This is a genomic window from Streptomyces sp. AP-93, assembly GCF_022808175.1.
Taxonomy (GTDB): Bacteria; Actinomycetota; Actinomycetes; order Streptomycetales; family Streptomycetaceae; genus Streptomyces.
In genome coordinates this window covers 20929-44802 of the sequence record NZ_JALGBX010000032.1, presented here as the reverse complement: position 1 = coordinate 44802, position 23874 = coordinate 20929, and the positions used below count along the sequence as shown (strand labels likewise).

21 protein-coding genes are annotated in these 23874 nt (G+C 72.8%); 11 read left to right on the top strand and 10 right to left on the bottom strand.

Annotated features, from left to right (window positions below):
• Positions 1-201: 201 nt before the first annotated feature.
• Positions 202-1104, bottom strand: coding sequence for an alpha/beta fold hydrolase (locus MTF69_RS37260; protein WP_243340944.1), 903 nt, complete (start codon positions 1102-1104; stop codon positions 202-204).
• A 300-nt stretch (positions 1105-1404) separates the two neighbouring features.
• Between MTF69_RS37260 and adhE the strand changes: the two genes are divergently transcribed.
• Positions 1405-4050, top strand: coding sequence for a bifunctional acetaldehyde-CoA/alcohol dehydrogenase (adhE, locus tag MTF69_RS37255; protein WP_279346735.1), 2646 nt, complete (start codon positions 1405-1407; stop codon positions 4048-4050).
• 191 nt (positions 4051-4241) lie between these two features.
• Here the strand turns inward: adhE and tnpA are convergent, their stop codons facing one another.
• Positions 4242-4613 carry an IS200/IS605 family transposase gene (tnpA, locus tag MTF69_RS37250; protein ID WP_243340942.1) on the bottom strand — a complete coding sequence of 124 codons (372 nt, stop codon included), beginning with the start codon at positions 4611-4613 and terminating at the stop codon, positions 4242-4244.
• A gap of 26 nt (positions 4614-4639) precedes the next feature.
• Here tnpA and MTF69_RS37245 point away from each other — a divergent pair, with 26 nt between their 5' ends.
• Positions 4640-5860 (top strand): transposase, encoded by a 1221-nt coding sequence (locus MTF69_RS37245; RefSeq protein WP_243340941.1) that lies wholly within the window; start codon positions 4640-4642, stop codon positions 5858-5860.
• 15 nt (positions 5861-5875) lie between these two features.
• On the opposite strand, the gene MTF69_RS37240 is transcribed toward MTF69_RS37245, so the two are convergent.
• The gene (locus tag MTF69_RS37240) at positions 5876-6433 is read right to left on the bottom strand and encodes a TetR/AcrR family transcriptional regulator (protein WP_243341006.1); all 558 of its coding nucleotides are present in this window, start codon (positions 6431-6433) and stop codon (positions 5876-5878) included.
• 232 nt (positions 6434-6665) lie between these two features.
• Here MTF69_RS37240 and MTF69_RS37235 point away from each other — a divergent pair, with 232 nt between their 5' ends.
• From MTF69_RS37235 to MTF69_RS37210, 7 genes are all read left to right on the top strand, one after another.
• Entirely contained in the window at positions 6666-8063 is a 1398-nt protein-coding gene (locus MTF69_RS37235) for a cytosine permease (protein WP_243340939.1), read from the top strand.
• A 160-nt stretch (positions 8064-8223) separates the two neighbouring features.
• Positions 8224-9876, top strand: a complete 1653-nt coding sequence (locus MTF69_RS37230) for an amidohydrolase (protein WP_243340937.1) — start codon at positions 8224-8226, stop codon at positions 9874-9876.
• Positions 9877-10044: 168 nt separating this feature from the next.
• Positions 10045-10122: a putative leader peptide gene (locus MTF69_RS43935; RefSeq protein ID WP_374325190.1), complete on the top strand. Its 78-nt coding sequence runs from the start codon at positions 10045-10047 to the stop codon at positions 10120-10122.
• A gap of 61 nt (positions 10123-10183) precedes the next feature.
• Positions 10184-11443: a vanadium-dependent haloperoxidase gene (locus tag MTF69_RS37225; RefSeq protein WP_243340935.1), complete on the top strand. Its 1260-nt coding sequence runs from the start codon at positions 10184-10186 to the stop codon at positions 11441-11443.
• Between the two features lie 117 nt (positions 11444-11560).
• Positions 11561-12991 carry a hypothetical protein gene (locus tag MTF69_RS37220; protein WP_243340934.1) on the top strand — a complete coding sequence of 477 codons (1431 nt, stop codon included), beginning with the start codon at positions 11561-11563 and terminating at the stop codon, positions 12989-12991.
• 52 nt (positions 12992-13043) lie between these two features.
• Positions 13044-14294 (top strand): MoxR family ATPase, encoded by a 1251-nt coding sequence (locus tag MTF69_RS37215; protein WP_243340932.1) that lies wholly within the window; start codon positions 13044-13046, stop codon positions 14292-14294.
• A 23-nt stretch (positions 14295-14317) separates the two neighbouring features.
• Positions 14318-15610, top strand: coding sequence for a VWA-like domain-containing protein (locus MTF69_RS37210; protein WP_243341005.1), 1293 nt, complete (start codon positions 14318-14320; stop codon positions 15608-15610).
• A gap of 37 nt (positions 15611-15647) precedes the next feature.
• Here MTF69_RS37210 and MTF69_RS37205 read toward each other — a convergent pair whose 3' ends face one another.
• From MTF69_RS37205 to MTF69_RS37195, 3 genes are read right to left on the bottom strand one after another with little or no spacing between them, the layout of a single operon-like run.
• A complete protein-coding gene (locus tag MTF69_RS37205) occupies positions 15648-16832 on the bottom strand; it encodes an AAA family ATPase (RefSeq protein WP_243340930.1) in 1185 nt (394 codons plus the stop codon).
• A gap of 18 nt (positions 16833-16850) precedes the next feature.
• Positions 16851-17516 carry an acetate uptake transporter gene (locus MTF69_RS37200; RefSeq protein WP_243340929.1) on the bottom strand — a complete coding sequence of 222 codons (666 nt, stop codon included), beginning with the start codon at positions 17514-17516 and terminating at the stop codon, positions 16851-16853.
• Positions 17513-18616, bottom strand: coding sequence for a DUF3533 domain-containing protein (locus MTF69_RS37195; RefSeq protein WP_243340927.1), 1104 nt, complete (start codon positions 18614-18616; stop codon positions 17513-17515). The genes MTF69_RS37200 and MTF69_RS37195 overlap by 4 nt, the downstream gene beginning before the upstream one ends.
• A 269-nt stretch (positions 18617-18885) precedes the next feature.
• Here MTF69_RS37195 and MTF69_RS37190 point away from each other — a divergent pair, with 269 nt between their 5' ends.
• Positions 18886-19746, top strand: a complete 861-nt coding sequence (locus tag MTF69_RS37190; RefSeq protein WP_243340926.1) for a triacylglycerol lipase — start codon at positions 18886-18888, stop codon at positions 19744-19746.
• Positions 19747-19809: 63 nt separating this feature from the next.
• Here the strand turns inward: MTF69_RS37190 and MTF69_RS37185 are convergent, their stop codons facing one another.
• From MTF69_RS37185 to MTF69_RS37175, 3 genes are all read right to left on the bottom strand, one after another.
• On the bottom strand, positions 19810-20856 hold the full coding sequence (locus MTF69_RS37185) for a lytic polysaccharide monooxygenase (RefSeq protein WP_243340924.1): 1047 nt from the start codon (positions 20854-20856) through the stop codon (positions 19810-19812).
• A gap of 270 nt (positions 20857-21126) precedes the next feature.
• A complete protein-coding gene (locus MTF69_RS37180) occupies positions 21127-21609 on the bottom strand; it encodes a DUF402 domain-containing protein (protein WP_243340922.1) in 483 nt (160 codons plus the stop codon).
• Between the two features lie 17 nt (positions 21610-21626).
• Complete coding sequence (locus MTF69_RS37175; protein WP_243340920.1) at positions 21627-22559, bottom strand: GNAT family N-acetyltransferase; 933 nt, start codon at positions 22557-22559, stop codon at positions 21627-21629.
• 72 nt (positions 22560-22631) lie between these two features.
• On the opposite strand from MTF69_RS37175, the gene MTF69_RS37170 reads away from it, so the two are divergent.
• A complete protein-coding gene (locus MTF69_RS37170) occupies positions 22632-23024 on the top strand; it encodes a GntR family transcriptional regulator (RefSeq protein ID WP_243340918.1) in 393 nt (130 codons plus the stop codon).
• 156 nt (positions 23025-23180) lie between these two features.
• On the opposite strand, the gene MTF69_RS37165 is transcribed toward MTF69_RS37170, so the two are convergent.
• Positions 23181-23723 (bottom strand): FABP family protein, encoded by a 543-nt coding sequence (locus tag MTF69_RS37165; RefSeq protein WP_243340916.1) that lies wholly within the window; start codon positions 23721-23723, stop codon positions 23181-23183.
• Positions 23724-23874: the final 151 nt, after the last annotated feature.

Sequence of the window (23874 nt, the reverse complement as noted above, 5' to 3'; positions counted from 1 at the left end):
CTGGTATTCGCCCGTTTGCCTTACGGCAAGATCCTTTCCATTTACGGGCCTGCCGTGGCCGTCGGCTGACACCCCGGTCCGCGGCTGCGAGGGCCGGGCGGTGATCGCATGGTCGCAAGTCGCATTGCCGTGCGGGTGAGTTGATGACGGTGCGGCACTCGCGCGCGGGCGGCGCGGTGGGCCCGTTTCCAGGACGGTCGCCTACGCCGGCTGCTGCTCGTTGACGGGGGGTGCGGGCACTTCCCTGAGCAGCCATGTCAGTACGTCGGGCAGGGCGCGCAGCGCCGCGAAGTGCGCGGCGGCCGGGTCGATGTTCGTGGTGGCGCCCGGGATGCGGCTGGCCAGCCAGCGGGAGTGGCCCACGGGAGAGAACACGTCGAGCTCGCCGTGCCAGATCAGCACCGGGCAGCGGATGTCCGCCGGGTCGAAGCCCCAGGGGCTGCTGAAGGCGATGGCGTCGTCGATCCAGCCGTAGGCGGAGGTGCGGACGCCCTCGCGGTAATTGCGCAGCAGCATGGCCCGCAGCCCCGCGTCCGCGACGATCATGCGGTCGCTCTCGGTGAGCTCGCGGCGCAGCTCGTCCAGGAGCCGGCCGGGGTCCTCGGCGATCCCCGCGGCGCGCGGGATCAGCCGGGCGGCGAGCTCCTCGGGGTCCCGGCCCGCGGTGGAATGCTCCCGGATGTTCGAGGGGGACATGCCCTCGAACCAGTCCAGGTCCTCCGCGTCCCGGGGGGCCAGGGAGACCAGCGCGGCGGTCCGGGTGACCCGGTCGGGGAGCAGGGCGGCGCAGGCCAGCGCGCCGGGGGCGCCGCCCGAGCGGCCGGCCACGGCGAAGTTGTCCAGGCCCAGGGAGTCGGCGATCGCGGCCACCTCCGCGGCGACGTCGGCGACGGTGCGGCCCGGATGGCGGTCGGAGCCCCCGTAGCCGGGGCGGTCGTAGGCGATGAGCTGCATCCGGCGCTGGTAGAGGACCATGCCCCGGGGGGCGGGGCCCAGCCGGCTGCCGGGCATGCCGTGAAGCAGGAAAACGGGTTTGCCGTCCGGGTCGCCCCAGCGCTCCACCGTCAGATTCCGTCCGTCCGCGACGCGCACCTGACTGCGCACGCGCTCCCTCCCTCTCGGTCGACACGACTGGTCACGGTGATTGTGCTCGCTGGGGGAGGAGCGCGGTAGGGCGCACTGCGCGCGAAATTCTTGTGAAAGTTTTCACAAGCGCACAGGGGTCTTAGGTCCTGAGGTATACGTGCAGGTCAGATAGGTGATTGGGAGAGGGTGAACGGGTGTGAACGGCCCTTCGGCCCGGTGGATAAGGGCTTTTTCGGCGGCACGGCTTCCGCTTTTGGGTGTCGAATTGAGTCATCAGGAAAGCGGTTCAGGTTGAGTCGAAATGAAGGAGTTCCTGCCATGCAGGCGAACGAGATGGTGGATGGACTGGTCCAGGAGGCGCTCAAGGCGCTCGACCAGTTCTCGTCGTTCAACCAGGAGCAGGTCGACCACATCGTCAAGAAGGCCTCGCTGGCCGCACTGAGCCAGCACGGCGAGCTCGCCCAGCTCGCCGTCGAGGAGACCGGGCGAGGCCTCTTCGAGGACAAGGCCGTCAAGAACCTCTTCGCCTGCGAGCACGTCGTGAACTCGATGCGCGGCCTCAAGACCGCCGGCGTCATCCGCCGCGACGAGCTGAACGGCATCACGGAGATCGCCGAGCCGGTCGGCGTCGTCTGCGCGATGACCCCGGTCACCAACCCGACCTCCACCACGATCTTCAAGGCCCTGATCGCCCTGAAGACCCGCAACCCGATCATCTTCGCCTTCCACCCCTCCGCGCAGAACTGCTCGGCCGAGGCCGCCCGCATCGTCCGCGACGCCGCCGTCGCCGCCGGCGCCCCCGCGAACTGCGTCCAGTGGGTCACCGCCCCCTCCATGGAGGCCACCGGCGCCCTCATGAACCACCCGGGCGTCTCCACCATCCTCGCGACCGGCGGAAACGCCATGGTCAAGGCCGCCTACTCGTGCGGCAAGCCGGCCCTGGGCGTCGGCGCGGGCAACGTCCCGGCGTACGTCCACAAGAGCGCCAAGCTCGGCCGCGCGATCCACGACATCGTGCTCTCCAAGGCCTTCGACAACGGCATGATCTGCGCGTCCGAGCAGGCCGTCATCCTCGACGCCGAGATCTACGAGAAGGGCCTCGCCGAGTTCAAGCGGCTCGGTGCCCACGTGGTCTCCGCCGCCGAGAAGACCAAGCTCGAGCAGTTCGTCTTCGGCACCACCGCCTACGCGGCCGACGCCAACGGCGCCAAGCTGAACCCCGCGGTCGTCGGCAAGTCCCCGCAGTGGATCGCCGAGCAGGCCGGCTTCACCGTCCCCGCCGACGCCTCGATCCTCCTCGCGGAGTGCAACGAGGTCGGCGAGAACGAGCCGCTGACCCGCGAGAAGCTGTCCCCGGTCCTGGCCGCCCTGAAGGCCTCCGACACCGAGCACGGCCTCGAACTGGCCGCCGCGATGGTCGAGTTCCACGGTCTGGGCCACAGCGCCGCCATCCACGCCGAGGACGAGGAACTCGTCGAGGAGTTCGGCAAGAAGGTCAAGGCGATCCGCGTCATCGCCAACTCGCCCTCCACCTTCGGCGGCATCGGCGACGTCTACAACGCCTTCCTCCCCTCGCTCACCCTCGGCTGCGGCTCGTACGGACACAACTCGGTGTCGAACAACGTCACCGCGGTCAACCTGATCAACGTCAAGCGGATCGGACGGCGCAACACCAACATGCAGTGGTTCAAGGTCCCGCCGAAGATCTACTTCGAGCGCAACTCCATCCGCTACCTCGGTGAGATGGACGGCATCAGCCGGGTCTCGATCGTCACCGACAAGACGATGGTCTCCATCGGCTTCGTGCAGAAGGTCGTCGACATCCTGCAGGCCCGCGAGGGCGCCGTGTCGATCCAGATCATCGACAACGTCGAGCCCAACCCGGAGCTCTCCACCGTCCAGGCCGGCGCCGCGATGATGCGCGACTTCAAGCCCGACACGATCATCGGCCTCGGCGGCGGCTCGCCGATGGACGCCGCGAAGATCATGTGGCTGATGTACGAGCGCCCGGAGGTCGAGTTCGCCGACACGAAGGAGAAGTTCTTCGACGTCCGCAAGCGCGCCTACAAGTTCCCCTCGCTGGGCGAGAAGGCCAAGATGGTCGCCATCCCGACCACCTCGGGCACCGGCTCCGAGGTCACCCCGTTCGCCGTCATCTCCGACCCGGCCGCGGCCCAGAAGTACCCGCTCGCCGACTACGCGCTGACCCCGAACGTCGCCATCGTCGACCCGATGCTGCCGATGGGCCTCCCGCCCAAGGTGACCGCCGACTCCGGCTTCGACGCCCTGACGCACGCCACCGAGGCCTACGTCTCCGCGTACTCGAACGACTACACCGACGGCCTGTGCCTCCAGGCCATCAAGCTCATCTTCGAAAACCTGCAGCGCTGCGTGGTCGACGGTCCGAACGACCCCGAGGCCCGCGAGAAGATGCACAACGCCTCCACGGTGGCGGGCATGGCCTTCGCCAACGCCTTCCTGGGCATGGTCCACGCCATGGCGCACACCCTGGGCAACACCTTCCACGTCGCCCACGGCCGCACCAACGCGCTGCTCCTGCCGCACGTGATCCGCCACAACGGCACGGTCACCCACAAGGCCACCCCGTGGCCCAAGGCCGAGGTCTACCGGGCGCCGGAGCGCTTCCAGGAGATCGCCAAGATGCTGGGCCTGCCGGCCGCCACGGCCGCCGAGGGCGTCGAGTCCTACGCCAGGGCCGTCGAGGAGCTCCGCAGCAAGTGCGGGATCACCTCCTCCTTCGCCGAGGAGGGCGTGGACGAGCAGGCCTTCATCGAGGCCCTGCCGACCCAGGCCATGAACGCCTACGCCGACCAGTGCGCCCCCGCCAACCCGCGGATGCCGATGATCGACGACCTGAAGCAGCTCATGCGCCAGGCGTACTACGGCAACGCCGAGGGCGCCCCGGCCAAGAAGGCCGCGGCCGCCGCGGCCAAGAAGAAGTGACCGCCACGAGGAAGTAATCCTTCTTCCTCCCGAGAACCTCCGCTAAGGAGCGGAAGAGCCCGCCCGGGACGCTAAGGCCCGGGCGGGCTTTCCACATGTCCGGGTGCGGGACCGGCTACCGGGACCAATCGCAGTGCACCGCCCTTTAGGGCGGTGGTGAAGCGATTCTCAGGGCTGCTCTAACCCGCAGGTCACAGCGGACGATTCTGCTGCTCGATGTACTGGCGGACGATCGACAGCGGGGCCCCGCCGACCGACCCGGCGAAGTACGAGCCGGACCACAGCCGTTGCGCCCGCCCGTAGTGCCGGACCAGTTCCGGGTACTCCTGGCGGAGCCTGCGGGAGCCCTTCAGACTGTTGAGTAGGTGGACGTGTTTGTTCTCGCCGTTGAACTCGACCAGTTCGCATTCGAAGTCGGCGCACACCGCGCGCATGATCTCCTCCATGCGCTTGAGGTGCGCGTCAGTGAAGACTCTGTGCCGGTACTTCGTCACGAAAACCAAGTGGGCGTGGAGGACGAAAGCGCAGTGGCGACCAGTACGGATGTTCTGATATTCAGCCATAAACCGACCGTAGTACGGTCGTTCTCATGCAGCTCAGGTACTCCTTCCGGATGTACCCGAACGGTCCGCAGCGCTCGGCGCTGGCGAGGGCGTTCGGGTGCTCCCGGGTGGTCTACAACGATGCGCTTCGCGCTCGTGAGACCGCCCGCTCCGAGGGTGCACCGTTCCCGAAGACCGGGGACCTGTCGAAGCTTCTGATCACCGAGGCGAAGAAGACCGGGGAGCGGGCCTGGCTCGGGGAGGTGTCCGCCGTCGTGCTCCAGCAGTCCCTTCGGGACCTGGATACCGCCTACCGGAACTTCTTCGATGGCCTCAAGGGCAAGCGCCCCAAGATGGGTGCGCCCCAGTTCAAGTCCCGCAAGGACAACCGACACGCCATGCGGTTCACCGCGAATGCCCGCTGGAGGATCACGGCCGGCGGTGACCTGTCGTTGCCGAAGATCGGCGATGTCCGGGTGAAGTGGTCCCGCACGCTGCCGTCCAACCCGTCCACGGTGACCGTGATCAAGGACGCGGCCGGCCGGTACTTCTGCTCGTTCGTCATCGAGACCGGCGCGGATGAGACGCTGCCCGAGATGGCCGGCCAGGTCGGAATCGACCTGGGGCTGACGCACTTCGCGATCCTCTCGGACGGTACGAAGATCGAATCACCCCGCTTTCTGCGCCGGGCGGAGAAGAAGCTGAAGCGGGAACAGTGCCGTCTGTCCCGCAAGGTGAAGGGCTCCAGCAACCGGACGAAGGCGCGTATCAAGGTCGCCCGCGCTCATGCGCGGGTGGCTGACGCGCGGCGTGAGTTCCACCACCAGCTCTCCACGAGGATCATCCGTGAGAACCAAGCGGTTGCCGTTGAGGACCTGGCGGTCAAGGGACTCGCCCGCACGCGCATGGCCAAGTCCGTACACGACGCCGGATGGTCCGCGTTCGTGACGATGCTGGAGTACAAGGCCGCCCGGTACGGGCGCACCCTCGTACGCATCGGACGCTTCGAGCCGACCTCTCAGATGTGCTCGCAGTGCGGCGTCAAGGACGGCCCCAAACCCCTGCGCATCCGTGTGTGGGAGTGCGGGGCGTGCGGGGCCGTTCTTGACCGGGACATCAACGCGGCGGTCAACGTCGCCAAGGCCGCAGGACTTGCGGTATCAGCCTGTCGAGCGCTGGTAAGACCGGGACCTGTCCCGGCACGGCGCGAAGAAGCAGGAACCCACCGAGACGGTCAGACGACCGTGGTAGGAATCCCCTCCCTTTAGGGAGGGGAGCGGAAGTCAAAGGTGCGGGATCAGCAGGGCCGCCGCCGAGCGCGCGCGCTCCAGGGAGGTGGCCCGGTCCGCGCCCCTCTCGCCCAGCACCACCCGGGTGCTCAGGCCGTCCAGCAGGGCGAGCAGCTCCGAGGCGCGGGCGGGGACGTCCAGGCCGGCGGCGAAGCGGCCCTGTTCCACCCCCTTGGCGAGGAGCGCCTCGAGGTCCCGCTGCCAGCCGTCGTCGATCTCCTGCTGGGCGGCGCGCAGCGGCTCGTTCGAGGGGATGCGGGCCCACAGCTCGATCCAGAGCGTCCAGCGCGGATCGCGGGGGCCGCGGGGCAGGTAGAGCTCCAGGAAGAGCGCGAGCTTGCGGTGTGCGGTGAGCCGGCGGCCCAGCAACGCGGAGCGTTCCCCGGCCAGTTGCTGCTCGCTCCAGCGCAGGGCGGCCAGCAGCAGCCGGTCTTTGCTGCCGAAGTAGTACAGGATGTGGCCGCCGCTGGTGCCGAGACGTTCGGCGAGCGCGGACATGGTGAGCGTCGCCAGCCCGTCCTCGGCGATCGCCGTCATGGCCTCTTCCAGCATCCGCTCCTGGGCGATCTGCCCGTCGCGCCGCCGTGCCGCTCCCGCTGCCACCCGTGCCGCCTTCCCGATCTTCGTGGGCCGACCTTATCCCGGACAGGGGCTTGACGGGGTCCGGGTCGGCAGCGCATCTTGAATGCCATTCAAGAACTTAGAACGCCGTTCAAGGTCTGTTCACGGTTCACGTTCACGGTTCGTGGTTCACGGTTCACCGCCGAAGGTCAGGGGCAGACGCATGGCACACCAGGAGACGACGGCCGCCGTCGACGAGGTCTTCAGAGTCGAGACGCACGGCATCGACCCCATCCCCGACGCCGAGCGCCACGGCGGGGCCAAGGACCTCTTCTGGCTCTGGTTCGGCTCGAACCTGACCTTCACCTACGTGATCAACGGAGCCCTCGCCGTCGCCTTCGGCCTCAGCTTCTGGCAGGCCACCGCGGTGGTCGTGATCAGCGGGCTGTCCTTCTTCGCGATCAGCGCCGCCGGACTCAGCGGCATCCGCACCGGCACCGCCACCCTGGTCATCTCCCGGGCCGCCTTCGGCGTACGGGGCAACTGGCCGGCGGGCGTCCTCAACTGGGTGGTGAGCATCGGCTACACCATCGTCAACACCGTCGTCGGCACCCTGGCGCTGGAGGTCTTCTTCGCCGAAATCGGCCTGGGCGGCGGCACTGTGATCCGGGCCGCCGCGCTCGGCATCACCCTCGCGCTCACCTTCGCCGTCGCGATGTGGGGCCACGCCACCGTGCAGTTCGCCGAGCGCTGGATGGCCTACGTCCTGGCCGTCGGCTTCGGCGCCCTGCTGGTCTTCGTCCTGCCCGGCGCCGAGACCACCGCACCGGCCGACGCCCTGGCCCCGGGCCTGTCCGGCTGGAGCCTGGCCTTCGTCGTGATGCTCGCCGGGCCGTTCTCGTACCTGCCGATGCCCGCCGACTACACCCGCTACCTGCCCCGCACCACCTCGCTGAAGTCGATCACCTGGATGGGCGCGCTCGGCGGGTTCCTCTCCTCCGTCGCCCTCGGGATCGCCGGCGTGGCCGCCGCCACCCAGACCGACATGACCGACGCCGTCGCCGGGGCCGAGAGCCTGCTGCCCGGCTGGTTCCAGCCGCTGTTCCTGGCCCTGGTCCTGGGCGGCTCCGTCACCAACTCGATCATCACGCTCTACTCCTCCAGCCTGAACCTCCAGGTCCTCGGCATCCCGTGGAGCCGGGCCCGGGCCATCGTCGTCAGCGCCGCCGTGACCGCCGCCGGATCGCTGGCCGCGCTCTTCCTCACCGACTTCACCACCTCGCTGCTGTCCTTCCTCTCCCTCCTGATCATCGTGTTCGCCCCCTGGGGTGGAGTCTTCCTCGCCGACATGCTGCTGCGCCGCTGCCGCTACGACTCCGACGCGCTGCACGCCGGGAGCGGGGGCGCCTACTGGTACCGCTCCGGCTACCACCCGGCCGGCATGGCCGCCCTGCTCGCCGGCATGGCCTTCGCCGCTCTGACCTGCGACTCCGAGCTGTGGACCGGGCCGCTCGTGGCCCCGCTCGGCGGCGCCGACCTCACCCTGCTCGGCTCGGTGGTCTCCGGGCTCACGTACTGGGCCCTCGCCCGCCGGGTGCCCGCGTACGCCCCGGCCGCCTGAGGGCCTCCCCTCCGGGCCTTCCCGGCCGCCCGGGGGGCCGCGGGCCCCCTCCCGGCCCCTTTCGGCCTTCCCGGTCGCCTGGGGCCTCCTCCCGGTCGCCCGGGGGCTCCCTCCCCGCCGCTCGTCTCCCCGTACCCCCTCTGCACAGGAGCACCACCTCATGTCACACCCCGCCCCCGCCGACCTGCTCCTCACCGGAGCCCGCATCCACACCGTCGACCCCGAGCTGCCCGAGGCCGAAGCCCTCGCCGTGCGCGACGGGCGGATCGTCTGGGTGGGCCCGGACGCGGAGGCCGCCGACTGGGCGGGCCCGGACACCGAGCGGATCGACGCGGGCGGCCGGCTCGTGCTGCCGGGGTTCATCGACGCCCACAACCACGTCCGGCTCGGCTCCGACGACGCGTGCGTGCAGCTCGCCGGGGTGCGCACGCTCGAAGCGATCCTCGACCGGATCGGCGAGTGGCGGGAGGCCAACCCCGACGCCGAGTGGATCGAAGCCGAGGCCTTCGACTACTCGGCGATCCCGGGCGGCCGCATGCCCACCGCCGCCGACCTGGACCCGGTCACCGGGGACACCCCCGCGATCGTGCTCTCGTACGACGTCCACACGGCCTGGCTGAACACGGCGGCCATGCGCCGGCTCGGCGTCGCGAAGGACCGTACCGACCTGCCCTTCGGCACGGCCGCCGTGGACCCGGAGACCGGCGAGCCCACCGGCTTCGTCAAGGACTTCGCCATCAAGGGGCTCTCCCGCGACGGCCACCGCGCCCTGCGCGACCTGGGCGTGCCGTGGGCCTCCCCGGACCGCCAGTACGGGCGCCTCGCCAAGAGCCTCGACGACGCGATCGGCTTCGGCATCACCACCGTCGTGGAGCCGCAGAACTCCCTCGACGACCTGGAGCTGTACGACCGGGCACGCGCCGAGGGCCGGCTGCGCTCGCGGATCGTCGCCGCGCTGTTCCACCCGCGCGGTACGACCGAGGAGGACCTCGACCTCTTCGAGGCGGCCGCCAAGGTGCACGCGGGGGACCGCTTCCGGGTGGGCCCCCTCAAGCTCTACATCGACGACGTGGTGGAGCCGCGCACGGCCGCGCTGCTGGAGCCGTACACCGGCTGCGGAGCGCACCGGGGCGAGACCTTCTACCCGGCGGAGGAATTCGCCGATCTCCTCGCCCGGCTGGACGCGCGCGGGTTCCAGTGCTTCGTCCACGCCACGGGTGACCGGGGCATCCGTACGGTCCTGGACGCCGTCGAGCACGCACGGGCGGTGAACGGCCCGCGCGACGCCCGCCACCAGGTGGTGCACGTGGAATGCCTGGACCCCCAGGACGTACCGCGCTTCGAGCAGCTCGGCGTGGTGGCCTGCATGCAGCCGCGGCACTGCGCGCCGGAGATCGCCGGTCCGGGCCAGGACTGGGCGGAGAACGTGGGGGAGGACCGCTGGCACAAGGCGTGGCCGATGCGGAGCCTCGCCGAGGCGGGCGCCGTCCTGGCCTTCTCCAGCGACTGGAACGTCGCCGAGATGGACCCGATGATCGGCATCTACACGGCGCTGACCCGGCGCCCGCTGGGCGGCGGCGAGCCGTGGCAGGAGCAGGAGACGGTGGACGCCCGGACGGCGGTGTACGGCTACACGATGGGTTCCGCGTACGCCAACTTCCTCGAGGAGGACCGGGGTTCCCTGACGGTCGGCAAGGCGGCCGACTTCGTGGTCCTGTCCCGGGACATCCTCGCGGTGGCCCCGGAACAGATCCCCGGGACGGTGGCCGAAACGGTGGTGGTCGCGGGCGAGGTGGTCCACCGGGCGGGGTAGGCCGGCGGGCCCCGGACGGGCAGTGGACCCGGCCCGCCGCCCGACCGCGCCGACCCGACCGCCGTCGCGTAACGCGATCGTGACGGGCGTACTGCAGGTCTGTGGCCGAACGGGCCTGACGGGAAACGGGTGTTGTGCGGGCGAGCGGCCGGTGGCTAGGTTCGGGGCATGGCTACGAGAGCTCCCGGTCTGACCAAGCGGCGTGCGATCGACTTCATGCGCGTCGCCGGTGCGCTGTGTCGGTGAGCGGCCCGTCGGGCCGCCCGGTCCTGCCGACCCGAAGTCCGTCCGCCCGTCAGGAGTGTTCGTGAAGCCGTCCCGCTCTGCCCTGCTCGCCCTCGGGTCCGCCCTGGTGCTGTCCGCCACGGTGGCCCTCCCGTCCGCGGCCCAGGCCGCGCCCGCGCCCGCGCCCGCCGACGGCGGGGCCGCCGTCCGCGAGTGGTACGACCTCACCGCGCAGACCGTCGCCACCGACGGCGCGGCCACCCAGGTCACCAACAGCCGCACCTGGGCCATCAGTTGGCTCGCGGCCGCCCGCGCCGGACGCGAGGCCCCCGGCGGCCGCGACCGGGCGGCCTTCCAGGAGGCCGCCGTCGCCTCGGCCGTGCACGACGTCCTGGTGGACCTCGCCCCGGGCCGCGCGGCCGTACTGGACGCCGCGCTCGCCGAGAGCCTGCGCCGGATCCCCGACGGCCGCGCCGAGGACCGTGGCGTCGCCGCCGGAGCCCGGCAGGCGAAGCTCGCGCTCGCGGACCGCCGCGGCGACGGCCTCGACCCGGCCTCCGTGAACGCGCCCTTCACCGTCCCCGCCGCCGCCCCCGGCGTCTGGCAGCCCACCCCCGACGGCTACGCCCCCGCCGCGCAGTACGGCAACCGCGTGGCCGAGCCCTTCCTGCTGGACTCCCCGGACCAGTACCGGATCGGCCCGCCGCCCGCGCTCGACTCCCGCCGCTACCGGGCCGACCTGGCCGAGGTGCGCGCGTACGGCGCGGCCGACTCCACCGTCCGCACCGCCCGCCAGACGGAGACCGCCACCTTCTGGTACGGCTCCTCGCTGACCCTGTACACCGAGCCGCTGCGCGTCGCCGTGACCCGCTCGCACGGTTCGGCCGCCGAACGGGCCGCGCTGGTCGGCCTGTTCCACGCCGCCCTGGTCGACACGCAGATCGCCACCTCCGACAGCAAGTACGCGTACACGCGCTGGCGTCCCGTCACCGCGATCCGCACCGGGGCCATCGCCCCCGACCAGACCTGGACCCCGCTCCACCAGACCCCGGCCCACCCGGACTACCCCAGCGGCCACACCACCTACTCCGGCGCCGCCGAGGTGATCCTGGACGCCCTCGCGGGACCCCGTACCGCCCCCTTCGCCCTCACCAGCCCGACCGCCCCCGGCGTCCGGCGGACGTACACCGGCTGGGAGCAGCTGACCCGTGACAACGTCGACGCACGGATCCTCTCGGGCATCCACACCCGCTCCGCGGACGAGGCGGGAGTGACCCTCGGCAAGGCGGTCGGCCGCCACGCCCTGAGCAACGCCGGCGCGCTGCTCGCTCCACTGGGCTGAGCCGGCCCCCGGTGAAGAAATGCCTGGCGGGCCGCGGGGGCGGGGCGTTAGTCTCGCCGCGATGACGACTTCCCGTACACAGAGATCGGGGGTCCCGTCCGCGCAAGGTGAGTGCTGATGCTCACTCAGACCGCGAACGGGACTTCTTCCCGCCCTTCCTTCTGGCTGCGCGTGCGCGAGTTCGCCGTGCCGCCGTCCATGATCGAGACCGCGACCGCCCGCCGCTCCGCCGGTGACTGGGCGGGGGCGTGCGCCGCCGCGGCCGTCGACGTGGACTTCGACCTGCGCGCCCTGGCGCGCACCCACGGCCGCGAACTCGCGGCCCGGATCCGGGCCGACCTGCGCCACCTGGCACCGGACCTCCTGCGCTGGCACCTGCCGAGGATCGCCCCGGACGGACTGCTGCGCCCCGGGCTGACCATCGCCCTGGCCCGCTACGCGGACGCGGGGCCCGGCGGTGCACGTCCGCTGCACCTCGTGGTCCGTACTCCGCCTGCCTGGGCGGAGTACGGGCAGCGGATCAGCCTCGCCCTGTGGGAAGGAGCCCGCTCCGAGGACGCCGCCCGCCGCCCTCCGGGGGCCGGTCCGCATCCCCACCCACACCCCCATCCGCGGTTCCGCCTCGACCTGCACCGCCACCTGTGGGACGCCCGCCGGAGCGACGAGCTCCGCTCCAGGTCCGGGGCCGGCCGGCAGCCCGGCGACACGGGCCCCGCGGTGGATCCCGGCCTGCCGTGGCCGCTGCTTCCGGTGCCCGGCTGCGCCGTCGACCGGTGGGCGGCAGAGGCGGAGATCGTGCTCCGCGCCGAGGGGCGCTCCGGCGGTCCGGTCTCCGTGCGGCTCGGGGCCCGGCACCGGCTGTACGTGCATCCGCGCGGGGACGGCGCCGGGGGCGGGCGGATCTCCGCCGCCGCGTCCGCGGAGGCGGGCGCTCCCGCCCCGCCCGTGCTGCCCGACGCGGCGACCTGGGTACTGCCCGACCTGGAGCTGCTCCGTACCGGGGCGATCGACGCCGGCCGGCTGCACCCGCTGGTCGGGCGGGCTCTCGTACCGGACTGGTCGCCGCCGCGGCCTGCCGGGGCCGAAGCCGGGGACCGGACGGGGGGAGCCCGCCTGGTGGACTGCCGGGGTGCCCGGCACCGGATCGGCCAGGTCGACGGGGTACTGACCCCGCTGGACCACGACCCGGCAGAGATCCGCCGCGAGGAACTGCTGATCGCGCTGACCGGTACGCCGCTGCCCTGCCTGCGGGCCATCGACGAGGCGCACCGTCGCCCCGACTCCCTCTCCGGCGTCCGCGAACGCCTCGACCACGGCGACACCGCCGGCGCCCTGGCCGTCGTAGAGGGACTGCTCGGTCCCGGAGCGCTGCTGCGCGACGGCCCGCTGCGGGACGAACTGGAGGCGGCCGCGCTCCGGCGGGTCACCTACGGACTGTTCAGGGCGGGCCTGGCCGAACCGGCCGCCGGCCGCGCCCACGCCGGCTACCTCTCTCCCCGTCCGCCCCGCACCGAGCGCTCGCACCCGCGGCACGCGACCCACCGCTGAACCGGCCCCTGCACTACCCCCCTTCCCGCCACACACCCAAAGGTGATTCCGCATGCGCTCCTCCACCCAGACCGCCCCGTCCGCCCCGTCCGCCACCGCCCAACTCGACGTCGCCGCAGGGCTGCTGGCCCTGCTGCGCGATACGACGACCGAACCGCGCCCCGACATCCAGCTGGAGGCACTGACCCTGGCCGTGGCCGCCGACCTGCCTGTCCTCCTGTGGGGCGAGCCGGGCATCGGCAAGACCGCGGCCCTGACCCAGCTCGCCGCATCCCTGGACCTCCCGCTGACCACCGTCATCGCCAGCGTGCACGAGCCGTCCGACTTCTCCGGCCTGCCCATCGTCGGAGACGACCCCGCTGAGCAGGGAGTGCCGATGGCCCCGCCGGACTGGGCCGTGCGCCTGGTACGGGCCGGCCGGGGCCTGCTGTTCCTCGATGAACTGTCCACCGCGCCGCCGGCTGTGCAGGCGGCCCTGCTCCGGCTCGTACTGGAGCGGCGGATCGGCGCGCTGCAACTGCCGCCCGAGGTCCGGATCGTGGCCGCCGCCAATCCGCGGGCCTCCGCCGCCGACGGCTGGGAGCTGAGCCCGCCCCTGGCCAACCGCTTCGTCCACCTCCAGTGGACGCACGACCACGAGGTGGTGGTACGCGGCCTCGGCGGGACCTGGCCCCGCGCCACCCTGCCCCGGCTCGACCCCGAACGGCTCCCCGAAGCCGTGGACTTCGCCCGCCGCGCGGTGTGCGGGCTGCTCGCCGCCCGGCCCAAGCTCGTCCACCAGCTGCCCTCCGGCGAAACCCGCCGGGGCGGTCCCTGGCCCTCTCCCCGGAGCTGGGAGATGACTCTCTGCCTGATCGCCTTCGCGACCGCGGCGGGCTCCTCCCGGGAAGTGCTCTCCCTGCTGGTCAGGGGAACCGTCGGAGACGGTCCCGGGCTGGAACTCCTGGCGAGCCTGGACCGGATGGACCTCCCGGACCCGGAGGCGCTGCTCGCCGACCCGGCGGCCGCCGTCCTGCCCGAGCGCGGGGACCTGCGCCAAGCCGTGCTCGACGGTGTGGTCGAGGCGGTGCGGGGGCGCCCGGAGAAGTCCCGCTGGGACGCGGCGTGGGCGCTCCTGGCCCGGGCGCTGGAGAGCGGCGCCCCGGACCTGGTGGTCGTCCCCGCGAGCACGCTGGCCGCGCTGCGCCGCGAGGACTGGGAGGTCCCGGCCGCGATCGACCGGCTCGCCGGGGCGGTGGCCCTGTCCCGGCGCGCCGACCGGGCGGCTGCCCGGTCGGGCGTGCCTGTCAAGGCGGGCCGATGACGGCCGTGACGCCCGCGACGGCCATGACGCCTGCGACGCCTGCGACCACCGTGAAGCCCGCGTCGCGCGTAACGCCCGCGTCGCCCGCGACGCTCGACCTGGACAAGCTCTATGCCGCCAGGCTGCACGCCGTCCGCGTGCGGCCGTACCTGGCCACGGCGCTGTTCGCCCTGCACGTCGTGGAATCGCGCCGGGCGGCGACGATGGCCGTCGACCGCCACTGGCGGTGCTACGTCTCGCCCGGCTTCGTGGACCGCACCCCCGTGGAGGAACTGGCCGCGGTCTGGGTGCACGAGGTCTCCCACCTGCTGCGCGACCACCACGGACGCGGGGACCGGGTCGCCCGGGAGCGCGGCCTGACCGGCCCGGGGGAGCGGCTGCGGATGAACATCGCGGCCGACTTCGAGATCAACGACGACGCGTACGGCGACGGGCTGCTCCGGCCCGAGGGCGCTGTCCAGCCGAAGGCCGTGGGGCTGCCGGAGGGGGAGCTCATGGAGGAGTACCTGACGCAGTTCGGGCTCGGGCCGCACACGCAGCACATGGCCTGGCTGGACTGCGGCAGCGGCGCCGACGGGCTGGAACGGGAGTGGGACCTCGGAGAGGACGGCGCCGACGGCGTGCACGGCCTGAGCGAGCAGGAACGCGACGCGGTCCGCTTCCGGGTGGCGCAGGGCATCAACGGCAGGCCCGGGAACGCCCCGAGGGGCTGGAAGCGCTGGGCGCAGGAGGTGTTCCACCCGCCGCAGCCGTGGCGGGAGTTGCTGGGGGCGGCCGTCCGCTCGGCCACCTCCGGATCCGGCGCGGGCGACGACTACACCTACAGCCGGCCGTCGCGGCGTTCGGCCGGGGTGCCGGGAGCCGTGCTGCCGAGCCTGCGGCGCCGGCCGCCCCGGGTCAGCGTGGTCATCGACACCTCCGGGTCCGTCAGCGACGCGGAGCTGGGCAGCGCGCTCCTGGAAGTCACCGCCATCTCCCGCGCGGTGGGCGGCCGCCGGGACCTGGTCACCGTGGTGCCGTGCGACGCCTCGGCCCGGATCGCGCATCCGCTGTGCCGCGCCGAGGGGATCCCGCTGCTGGGCGGCGGCGGTACGGATCTGCGCACGGGCTTCGCCAGGGCGCTGCGCTCGGCGCCCCGGCCGGACGTGATCGTGGTCCTGACCGACGGGCAGACGCCCTGGCCCAGCTCGCGCCCGCCGTGCCGGACGGTGGTGGGGCTGTTCCCCCGGCAGGGGCGCAGGCGCTCCTGGGACGAGGACCGCGACTACGTCCCCGACTCGCCGCCCGACTGGGCGCGCGTGGTGGAGATCGGTTAGCCGGGCGGCGGACGTGGCGGACGCGGCGGACCGGCGGCTACCGCTTCGGCCAGTACCAGAGGGGTTCGTCCAGGGGGCCCTCGCGGCCGGCCACCCCGGTCTGGCCGAAGTCCTTGAGCAGGGTGATGGTCTGCAGGTCCACGCGGTGGCGGCGGACGCCCGCCGCCAGGGCTTCGGCCAGCGGGGCGGCGTGGGTGACCACCACCGTCTGGGTGTCCCGGGCCACCGTCAGGATCAGGTCCGCGAGGGGGCCCAGCAGGTCCGGGTGGAGGCTGGTCTCCGGCTCGTTGAGCACCATCAGGGCGGGCGGGCGCGGGGTCAGCAGGGCGGCCGTCCACAGCAGGTAGCGCAGGGTCCCGTCGGAGAGTTCCGCCGCGCCCAGCGGGCGCAGCAGTCCGTGCTGGTGCAGCTCCAGCTCGAAGCGGCCGTCCCGTTCCGTGACCGCCACCCTGCTGCCGGGGAAGGCCGCCTCGACGGCCGCGTCCAGCGCCGCGTGGTCGCCGGTCTCCCGGATCGTCTGGAGCGCGGCCGGCAGGTCGGAGCCGTCCGCGGCGAGTACCGGCGTACGGGTTCCGACGCGCGGGGTGCGGGCCGGGGCGTCGGCGTCCGTGCGGACGTGGTCGTAGAACCGCCAGGAGCGGATCAGGTCGCGCAGGGCCAGCAGGTCGGGGGCCAGCTGTGGGTCCGCGAGTTCGCTGAGCATGGAGTCGTACGGGCGCAGGGCGCCCTGGGTGCGGTGCCAGCCGCCGTCCGCGGTCCGGGTGCGCACGGCGGGCCCGGACCGGTCCGAGAGCACGGCGGCGGGGCGCAGGACCGGCCCGGCCCAGGTGCACTCCCGTTTGATCTCGGGGTCCAGGCCGAAGAGCGAGCCGCGGACCGGCGCGGGGTGGCCGAAGTCCACCGCGTAGCCGAACTCGTCCCCGGCGAAGCCGAGCCGCAAGCTCACCGGTTCGGAGCGGACGGTCGGCTCGACCTCGTAGAGGCCCTCGCGCACCGCCCGCCCGGTCTTCTCCGGGCCGGCCCACAGGGTGGAGGGCAGTCCGCCCTCCCGGGCCAACGCCGCGATCGCACCGCCGCGCGCGGAGTCGGCCAGCAGCCGCAGCGACCGGTACAGGCTGGACTTGCCGGTGCCGTTGGCGCCCGTCACCACGGTGAGCCGACCGAGGGGGACGATCAGCTTGCGCAGGGAGCGGTAGTTCTCCACCGCGAGGGTCGTGATCATGTGGCCATCATGCGGTGCTCACGTCTCCGGGTGCTCCTCGGGGGCGAGGAAGCGGCCCATCGGCAGCACCTGGCGGCCCCAGGTGCTCGCCATGATCTGCCCGGCGAGCAGGTACGTGGCTCCGAGCGCGGCCAGCAGCCCGCTCCAGCCGGTGATCCGTTCCCAGATCACCGAGCCGGTGAACCCGCTGATCGTCATCCCGACGAAGACCACCAGCACGCACGTGAAGGTGGACAGCAGCACCAGGTGGATCCGCCAGCTGCCGATCCACAGCACGAACACCACGAACACCCACGGCAGGGCGAACAGCCCGCTCACGTCCCCGCGCAGCGCCGGATCGGTGGCCGGCAGCACCCACTGGAGCAGCAGGGCCTTCGACATCCAGAACAGCCCGAAGCCGCCGAAGACCGTGGCGTGCCAGGTGTCGCCGCGCTGCGCCTGGAAGAGCCCGGCCAGCAGCTGGGCGAGCCCGCCGATGAAGAAGCCGACCAGCGGCAGCACGGAGTGGCTGAGCTTCTCGGGGAAGATGCCCGCGTCGATGCCGGTGGCGATGGTGGTGACGACGATGAAGCCGGTGAGGCCGAGGGGGCCCAGCTGCGCCTGCGCGCTGGGCTCCATCCGCTTGACGGAGACGGCCTGTTCGGCCGGTCCCATGCGGTTGCGGCCGTGGATGGGGTTGTTCATCGCACGGCTTCCCGCTCCGGCAGGGCGTCCGGCCCGTCGGGGAGCCCGCTGCCCACCGCCGCTCCCGCCTTGCCCCTGCGGCCCGCCGCGCAGGCCAGCGTGATCGCCGAGCCGAGCACCGCCCAGCCGCTCAGGACCAGCAGCGGCCCGGTGATGTCATTGCCCTTGAAGTACGTGATCGAGCGCGCGGCGTACGTGCCCGCGCCCGGCGGCAGCCACGGGCCGATGGCCTTCCAGAACGGCGGCAGCAGCGGGTACGGGTACGCGCCGCCGGCGCTCGGGTTGCCGAGCACCACCACCAGCAGGATCGCCAGGCCGATGCCGACCACGCCGGCGAGGCCCTGGAAGGCCAGGGTGATCGCGCCGACGGCGAAGACGACGAGGGTGCCGAGCCCCCACAGGGCCCAGATGCTGCCGGGCAGCGCGCCCAGGACCGGGTCGGCGATCACCGCGCCGAGCAGCCCGGCCGCGATGGAGTACACCAGCAGGGCGCCGAGCCGGATGACCGCGCGGTGGACGTTCGCGGGCCGGGCGCCCGCGCTGATCGCGAGGATCGCGGCGCACAGGTAGCCGCCCACGCACCAGCCCACGACCAGGTAGAACGAGCTCAGGCCGCGCGCGTCGCCGGCGGCCGCCGGGGCGACGTCCACGACGCGGACGCTGCGCCCCTGGGTCTTCTCGACGACGCCGACGATCTCCTCGACGGCCTGGGACAGGGAGGCCCCGGCGCCGCTCGCGACCAGCAGCTTGTCGGTCGTGCCGGCCGGGTCGATGATCAGCGCGCCGTCCACGTCCCGGTTCTGGATCTGCCGCAGCGCCGTCGCCTCGTCCTGTACGGCGCGCGGATCGAGCGGCTTGCCCGGCAGTGCGGCGAGCTGTTTCGCCGTCTGCTCGGCGATCGGCTGGGCGGGCGCGGCCACCGCGATCGGGATCTCGCTGGGCTTGGGGTGATGGAAGGCCCCGACGTACGAGGTGATGAAGGCGAGCTGGAGCGCCAGTACGCCCAGGACCAGGAGAGCGGCCCGGGTGGTGACGGCGTCCTTGATCTCGGCGAGGAAGCCGCCGGACTGCCCTGGGTCTGCGTGGGTGGGCTGGGTCATGTCTCACACGCTCGGCGTACCGGGCGCGGGGCGCAGCAGGGGTGGGCCGAATGGATGACGGCCGGCGGGGTGGACGGGCGGAGTGGACGGGCGGGGCGGACCGGCGGGACGGCCGCGGATTTTTTACCGCCGCGTAACTTCCCAGTTTTACTACTCGCCCGTAATTTAGCGGCTGCAGCACCCCCTTGTGATCCGGATCACGGGATGCACCCCCACGCACTTCCCGCGCCGTCCCTCGTTACTCCCCTGAACCGCGAGGAGATCACACGATGCTGCCCTGGAGACGCCTGCTCCGCCCGCTGGCCGTCCTCACCCTGACCGCTGCCGCGCTCGTCGCCCCCACCGGAGCGGCCCAGGCCGCCTCGGCGCCGAGCAGCGGCTGGAACAACTGGTCCTGCAAACCGTCCGCCGCCCACCCCCGGCCCGTCGTCCTGGTCCACGGAACCTTCGGGAACTCCGTCGACAACTGGCTCGGCTTCGCGCCGTACCTCGTCCACCGGGGCTACTGCGTCTACTCCCTCGACTACGGGCAGCTGCCCGGCGTCCCCTTCTTCAACGGGCTCGGCCCCATCGAGGCGTCCGCCGGACAGCTCGACGTCTTCGTGGACAGGGTGCTCGCCTCCACGGGAGCCGCCGAAACCGACATCGTCGGCCACTCCCAGGGCGGCATGATGCCGCGCTACTACCTGAAGTTCCTCGGCGGCGCCGTCAAGGTCAACGCCCTGGTCGGGCTGGCCCCCGACAACCACGGGACGACCCTGCTCGGCCTCACCGAGCTGCTCCCGTACTTCCCCGGAGCCCGGGACCTGATCAGCGCGGCCACCCCGGGCCTCGCCGACCAGATCGCCGGATCGGCCTTCCAGAACAAGCTGAACGAGGGCGGGGACACCGTCCCCGGAGTCGCGTACACGGTGATCGCCACCCGCTACGACGAGGTGGTCACCCCGTACCGGAGCCAGTTCCTCACCGGGCCGAACGTCCGCAACGTGCTGCTCCAGGACCTGTGCGCGGTGGACCTCTCGGAGCACGTGGCCATCGGGCTCACCGACCGGATCGCCTGGCACGAGGCGGAGAACGCCCTCGACCCGGCGCACGCCGAGCGGACCACCTGCGCGTCGGTCTTCTCCTGACGGCGGCGGGCGGCCCGTCCGGCGGGCCGCCCGCCCTCGGTGTCACCGCTCCGCGGCGGCCGGTCAGCGGCCGTGGCGGCCCGGGGTCGCACGGCGGCGGGCCAGCGCGAACAGCACGGCCGCGCCGACGGCCAGGACACCGGCTCCGCCGATCGCGATCACCGGGGTGGCGCCGCTGCCGCCCGTCTCCGCGAGGTCGGTCCCGCCCTTGGAGGGGACCGGGGACGGGGCGCCGCCGCCGTTCGTCTTCGGGTCGTTGTCCCCGTGCCCGTTGTGCTCCACCGTGGACTTGCCGGCGCCCTCGGAGATCTGCTGGTCCGTGGGGGCCGAAGGCCGCTGCGACGGCTGCTCCGCGGGCTGCTCCGAGGGCGTGGAACTCGGCTTCGCACTCGGCCTCGCACTCGGCTTCGAGCTCGGCTTGGCGCTGGGCTGACTCCCGTTGCCTCCGTTGCCGCCCGTACCGCTCCCGCCGTTGTCCTTCCCGAAGACCACGTCCGAGCAGGTGTAGAAGGCCTCCGGGCTGTCCGAGCGCTGCCAGACGCTGTAGATCAGGTGACGGCCGGTCTTGTTCGGGACGGTGCCCGAGAAGACGTAGTCGCCGTTCTGCATTCCCGGGTCCGTGACCTTCGCGAAGGGCGCCGCCTCCAGGTCGGACCACTTCAGCGGCTTCGACGGGTCGTAGCCGTCCTTCGTCACGTACAGCTCGAAGGAGCCCTTGTGCGGGGCGGTCCCCTTGTAGCGGAAGGTGTGCGGGCCCGCGGCCATCGGGCTCGCCGGCCAGTCGGCGCGCGCCAGGTCCAGCCCCCTGTACTTGTCGTTGCCCGCCGAGCACAGCTGCCCGTCCGGGATCAGCGCCTTGCTCTGACCGGCCGCGTTGGCGATGTTCACCGCGTTCCAGTCGTAGAACGCCTGCGCCCCGCTCGCCGCGACCGTGGCCTTGCAGGCCGCCGATTTGGGGGACTCCGGGCCCTCCGCGTAGCACGCCGCCACCCGGCTGACCGGGTCCGTCATCGAACCGTGGGCCGCCGCGGGAACGGCGGCGTACGCGGCCACCGCGAGCGGGGCGAGGCCGGCGGCGGCGATGCGGGCGGCGGTACGGCGTGCGGGCATGGCGGATCTCCTCTGGGCACGGCACAGGGCTGCGCGAGTCGTGGGTGCGCCGGAAGGCCGAGGCTGTGCGGCGCCGCCCCTCACGGGTCCGCGGCGCCGCCTCCGGCCCTCCCTGGCCCAGCCAAACTAACCGCCGCACCCCCGCGTTCCCCGGGGTTCGGGCCGCCACGGCCAATCCTTAGGGCGCGCTTAAGGAGCCACTAAGCGGGGCCTACAGAAAGCGTGCCCGCCGCCGCCGCGCCGCCGCGCCGCCGCCGTGCCGCCCGCGGGTCAGGACAGCAGGGCGGACAGGCCTGCGGCCGAACGGGCCTGGGCGTCCAGGGCGTCGAGGGCCCGTACCGCCTCGGCGGCCGCTTCGGGATCGGTGTCGGCGAGCCCGCTCTCGGCGAACTCGTCCTCGTCGAGCCGCAGGACCGAGCTCCCGTCGGCCGGCACCCACAGGTCGAGGTCCAGGTCCTCGATCAGGATCACCCCGTCCCGCACCGACGCCGGGCGGGTGATGTCGCAGTACCAGCCCTTGAGGACGCCCTCGCCCGTCCGGACCTCCTTGACCGCGTACCAGCGGTCGCGCCAGAAGTGCTCGGTGAACACGTCGCCCGGCTCGAAGCGGACGAAGCCGAAGTCCCGTACCCCGGGGGCCGCCCAGGGGGCCCGTACGGTGATCCGGGTGCCCGTGTCGGCCACCAGCTCGGCCGGGTAACGGATCTTCGTACGGCCCGCCTTGGTGAGGGTAACGGTCAGTCGGTCGGTCATCGTGGTGTCTCCAGTTCTCACAGCTGCTTGGTGTAGCGGGTCTCCGTGGCGCAGACCTCGTACCCGAACCGGGCGTTGACGGCGAGCATGGGAGCGTTGCCGGTGTCGTTGCCGGTGAACGCCTCGGTGCAGCCGGCCGCGCGGGCCCGGAGCAGCGAGTCGGTCTTCGCCAGCCGGGCCAGTCCCCGGCCGCGGAACGGGCGCAGGATGGCGGTCATGGCGGAGGAGTACCGCCCGGCCCCGTCGGTGTGGGCGGCGGTGAAGCCCGCCACCTCGCCGTCCACCAGGACCACGGTGGTGAGCTCCCGGTCGAGGTACGGGTGCTCCCAGGTGTTCCGCAGCCAGTCCTCGTAGTCGTCGAACTCCACCGGAACGTCGCCCGGTTCGTCCAGGGTCCCCGCCGCGTCGGCCTCGAAGAGCGGCCGCGGATCGGCGGCGAAGGCCGAGCCGGCGCGCAGCTCGACCCCGTCCGGCAGCTTCCCGGGCAGCGCCGGCAGGGCGGCCGTGGCGAGGTCCAGGCGCAGGAAGTGCGCGGAGCGGGAGGCGCGGTAGCCGTGCCGCTCGGCGAAGGCGCGGTGCGGCGGCTCGTCGAGGACCCAGGCGTACGCGTCCTTCGCGCGCTCGGCCCCCAGGTGCTCCTCGGCCGCGCCCAGCAGGGCGGATCCTGCGCCGAGTCCGCGGTGGGCGGGGTCGACGTAGGCGTTGACGAACCCCTGGCCCGGTTCGGTGCTGTCGTACACGATCCCGACCTGGGCCGTGCCGACGACGAGGCCGTCGGCGTTCTCGGCGACGAGGAGGCGGTAGCGCTTGTCGGGGTGGGCGGAGGCCAGTTCGAAGGCCATCCCGCGGGCGGTGCTGATCATGAAGGGCAGGGCCGCGCGGCGCACCCGCACGACGGACTCGGTGTCGGTCGGGTCGTTCGGGCGCAGATCCCGGATGGTTGTGATCACGTGGTCGACCGTAGGTGCGGCCGGGGGGCGGGCGCCTGCGAATTTCCCGGCGGATGGGGGACAATCGGCCGCGTGACCTCGACTTCTCCGCACCTGAAGATCCGCATCGACGGCGCGGCGGGCGCCGCCGCCCCGTACGAGCAGCTGCGCGCCCAGATCGCCGGCGGGGCGCGGGCGGGCCGGCTGCCCGCCGGGTTCAAACTGCCGACGGTCCGCGGGCTCGCGGAGGAACTGGGGCTGGCGGCGAACACGGTCGCGAAGGCGTACCGGGCGCTGGAGTCCGACGGCGTGATCGAGACGCGCGGCCGCGCGGGCAGCTTCGTGGCGGCGGCCGGCGACGGGCCCGCCCGCGAGGCGGCCACCGCCGCGCAGGCCTACGCGGAGCGGGCGCGGAGACTGGGACTGACCTTCGACGAGGCGACCGCGGCGGCCCTGGACGCGCTGCGCGCGCGGTACGCGGACTGACACCCGGCGGGTCGGCCCGGCCCGGCCCGCCCTGCGCGTGGGGCCTCGCCCTGCGCGGACGGCCCGGCCCTGCGTGGACGGTCCGGCCCTGCGTGCAGCCCCGGCCCTGCGTGGCAGCCCCGGCCCGGCGGGCCCCGCCGGACGGCGCCCGGTCGGTCAGTCCTTGCGCGGGCTCAGCCGGGCCTGGAGGTGGTGCTGCATGGGCTGGCCCACCGCGGCCATCTCCTGCACGATCGTCAGCTCGCCGTCCCGGAGCGTGTACCGGCGCGTCATGCCGGTGACCTCCTTGGCCCGCGGGGTCAGCCCCACCGTGTCGGTGGCCATCTCGATCTCCGTACCGGAGACCCGGCCGACGTAGGTCTCGACGATGCCCGTCGGGTGGGCGAGCGTGACCTCGACCGAGGCGTCCGGGAGGATGCGCCACCACCCGGTCTCCCGCCCCGCGGGGCGCAGGGCGGTGCCGGAGTCGTCGATGAGCCACGCGCGGGACTCGTAGCAGAGGAAGGGCCGGCCGTCGTGGCTGAAGGTGATCTCCTGCTCGTAACGGAACCCGTGCTCCAGCGTCGGGTACTCGCCGCTGCCCCGGCCGTGCCAGCGTCCGATGAGGCCCAGCACCGGCTGGAGCTGCGGGTGCGGCTCGGGGCCCTCGCCGAGGACGTGGCTGTCGGGGAAGGGGTTCTCCTGCGCCGGTTCGAGCACGGTGCGTTCTCCTGTTCGTGGGTCCCCCGAGGGTGCGCACGGCCGGTGGGGGCCTTCGGCCGTGCCCTCATTGTCCCCGCCGTGCGCGCCGGACCCGTGCGCGCCCCGCGCGGTGGGAACCGCAGGCCGGGCCGCCGCACGTGCGCGCCCC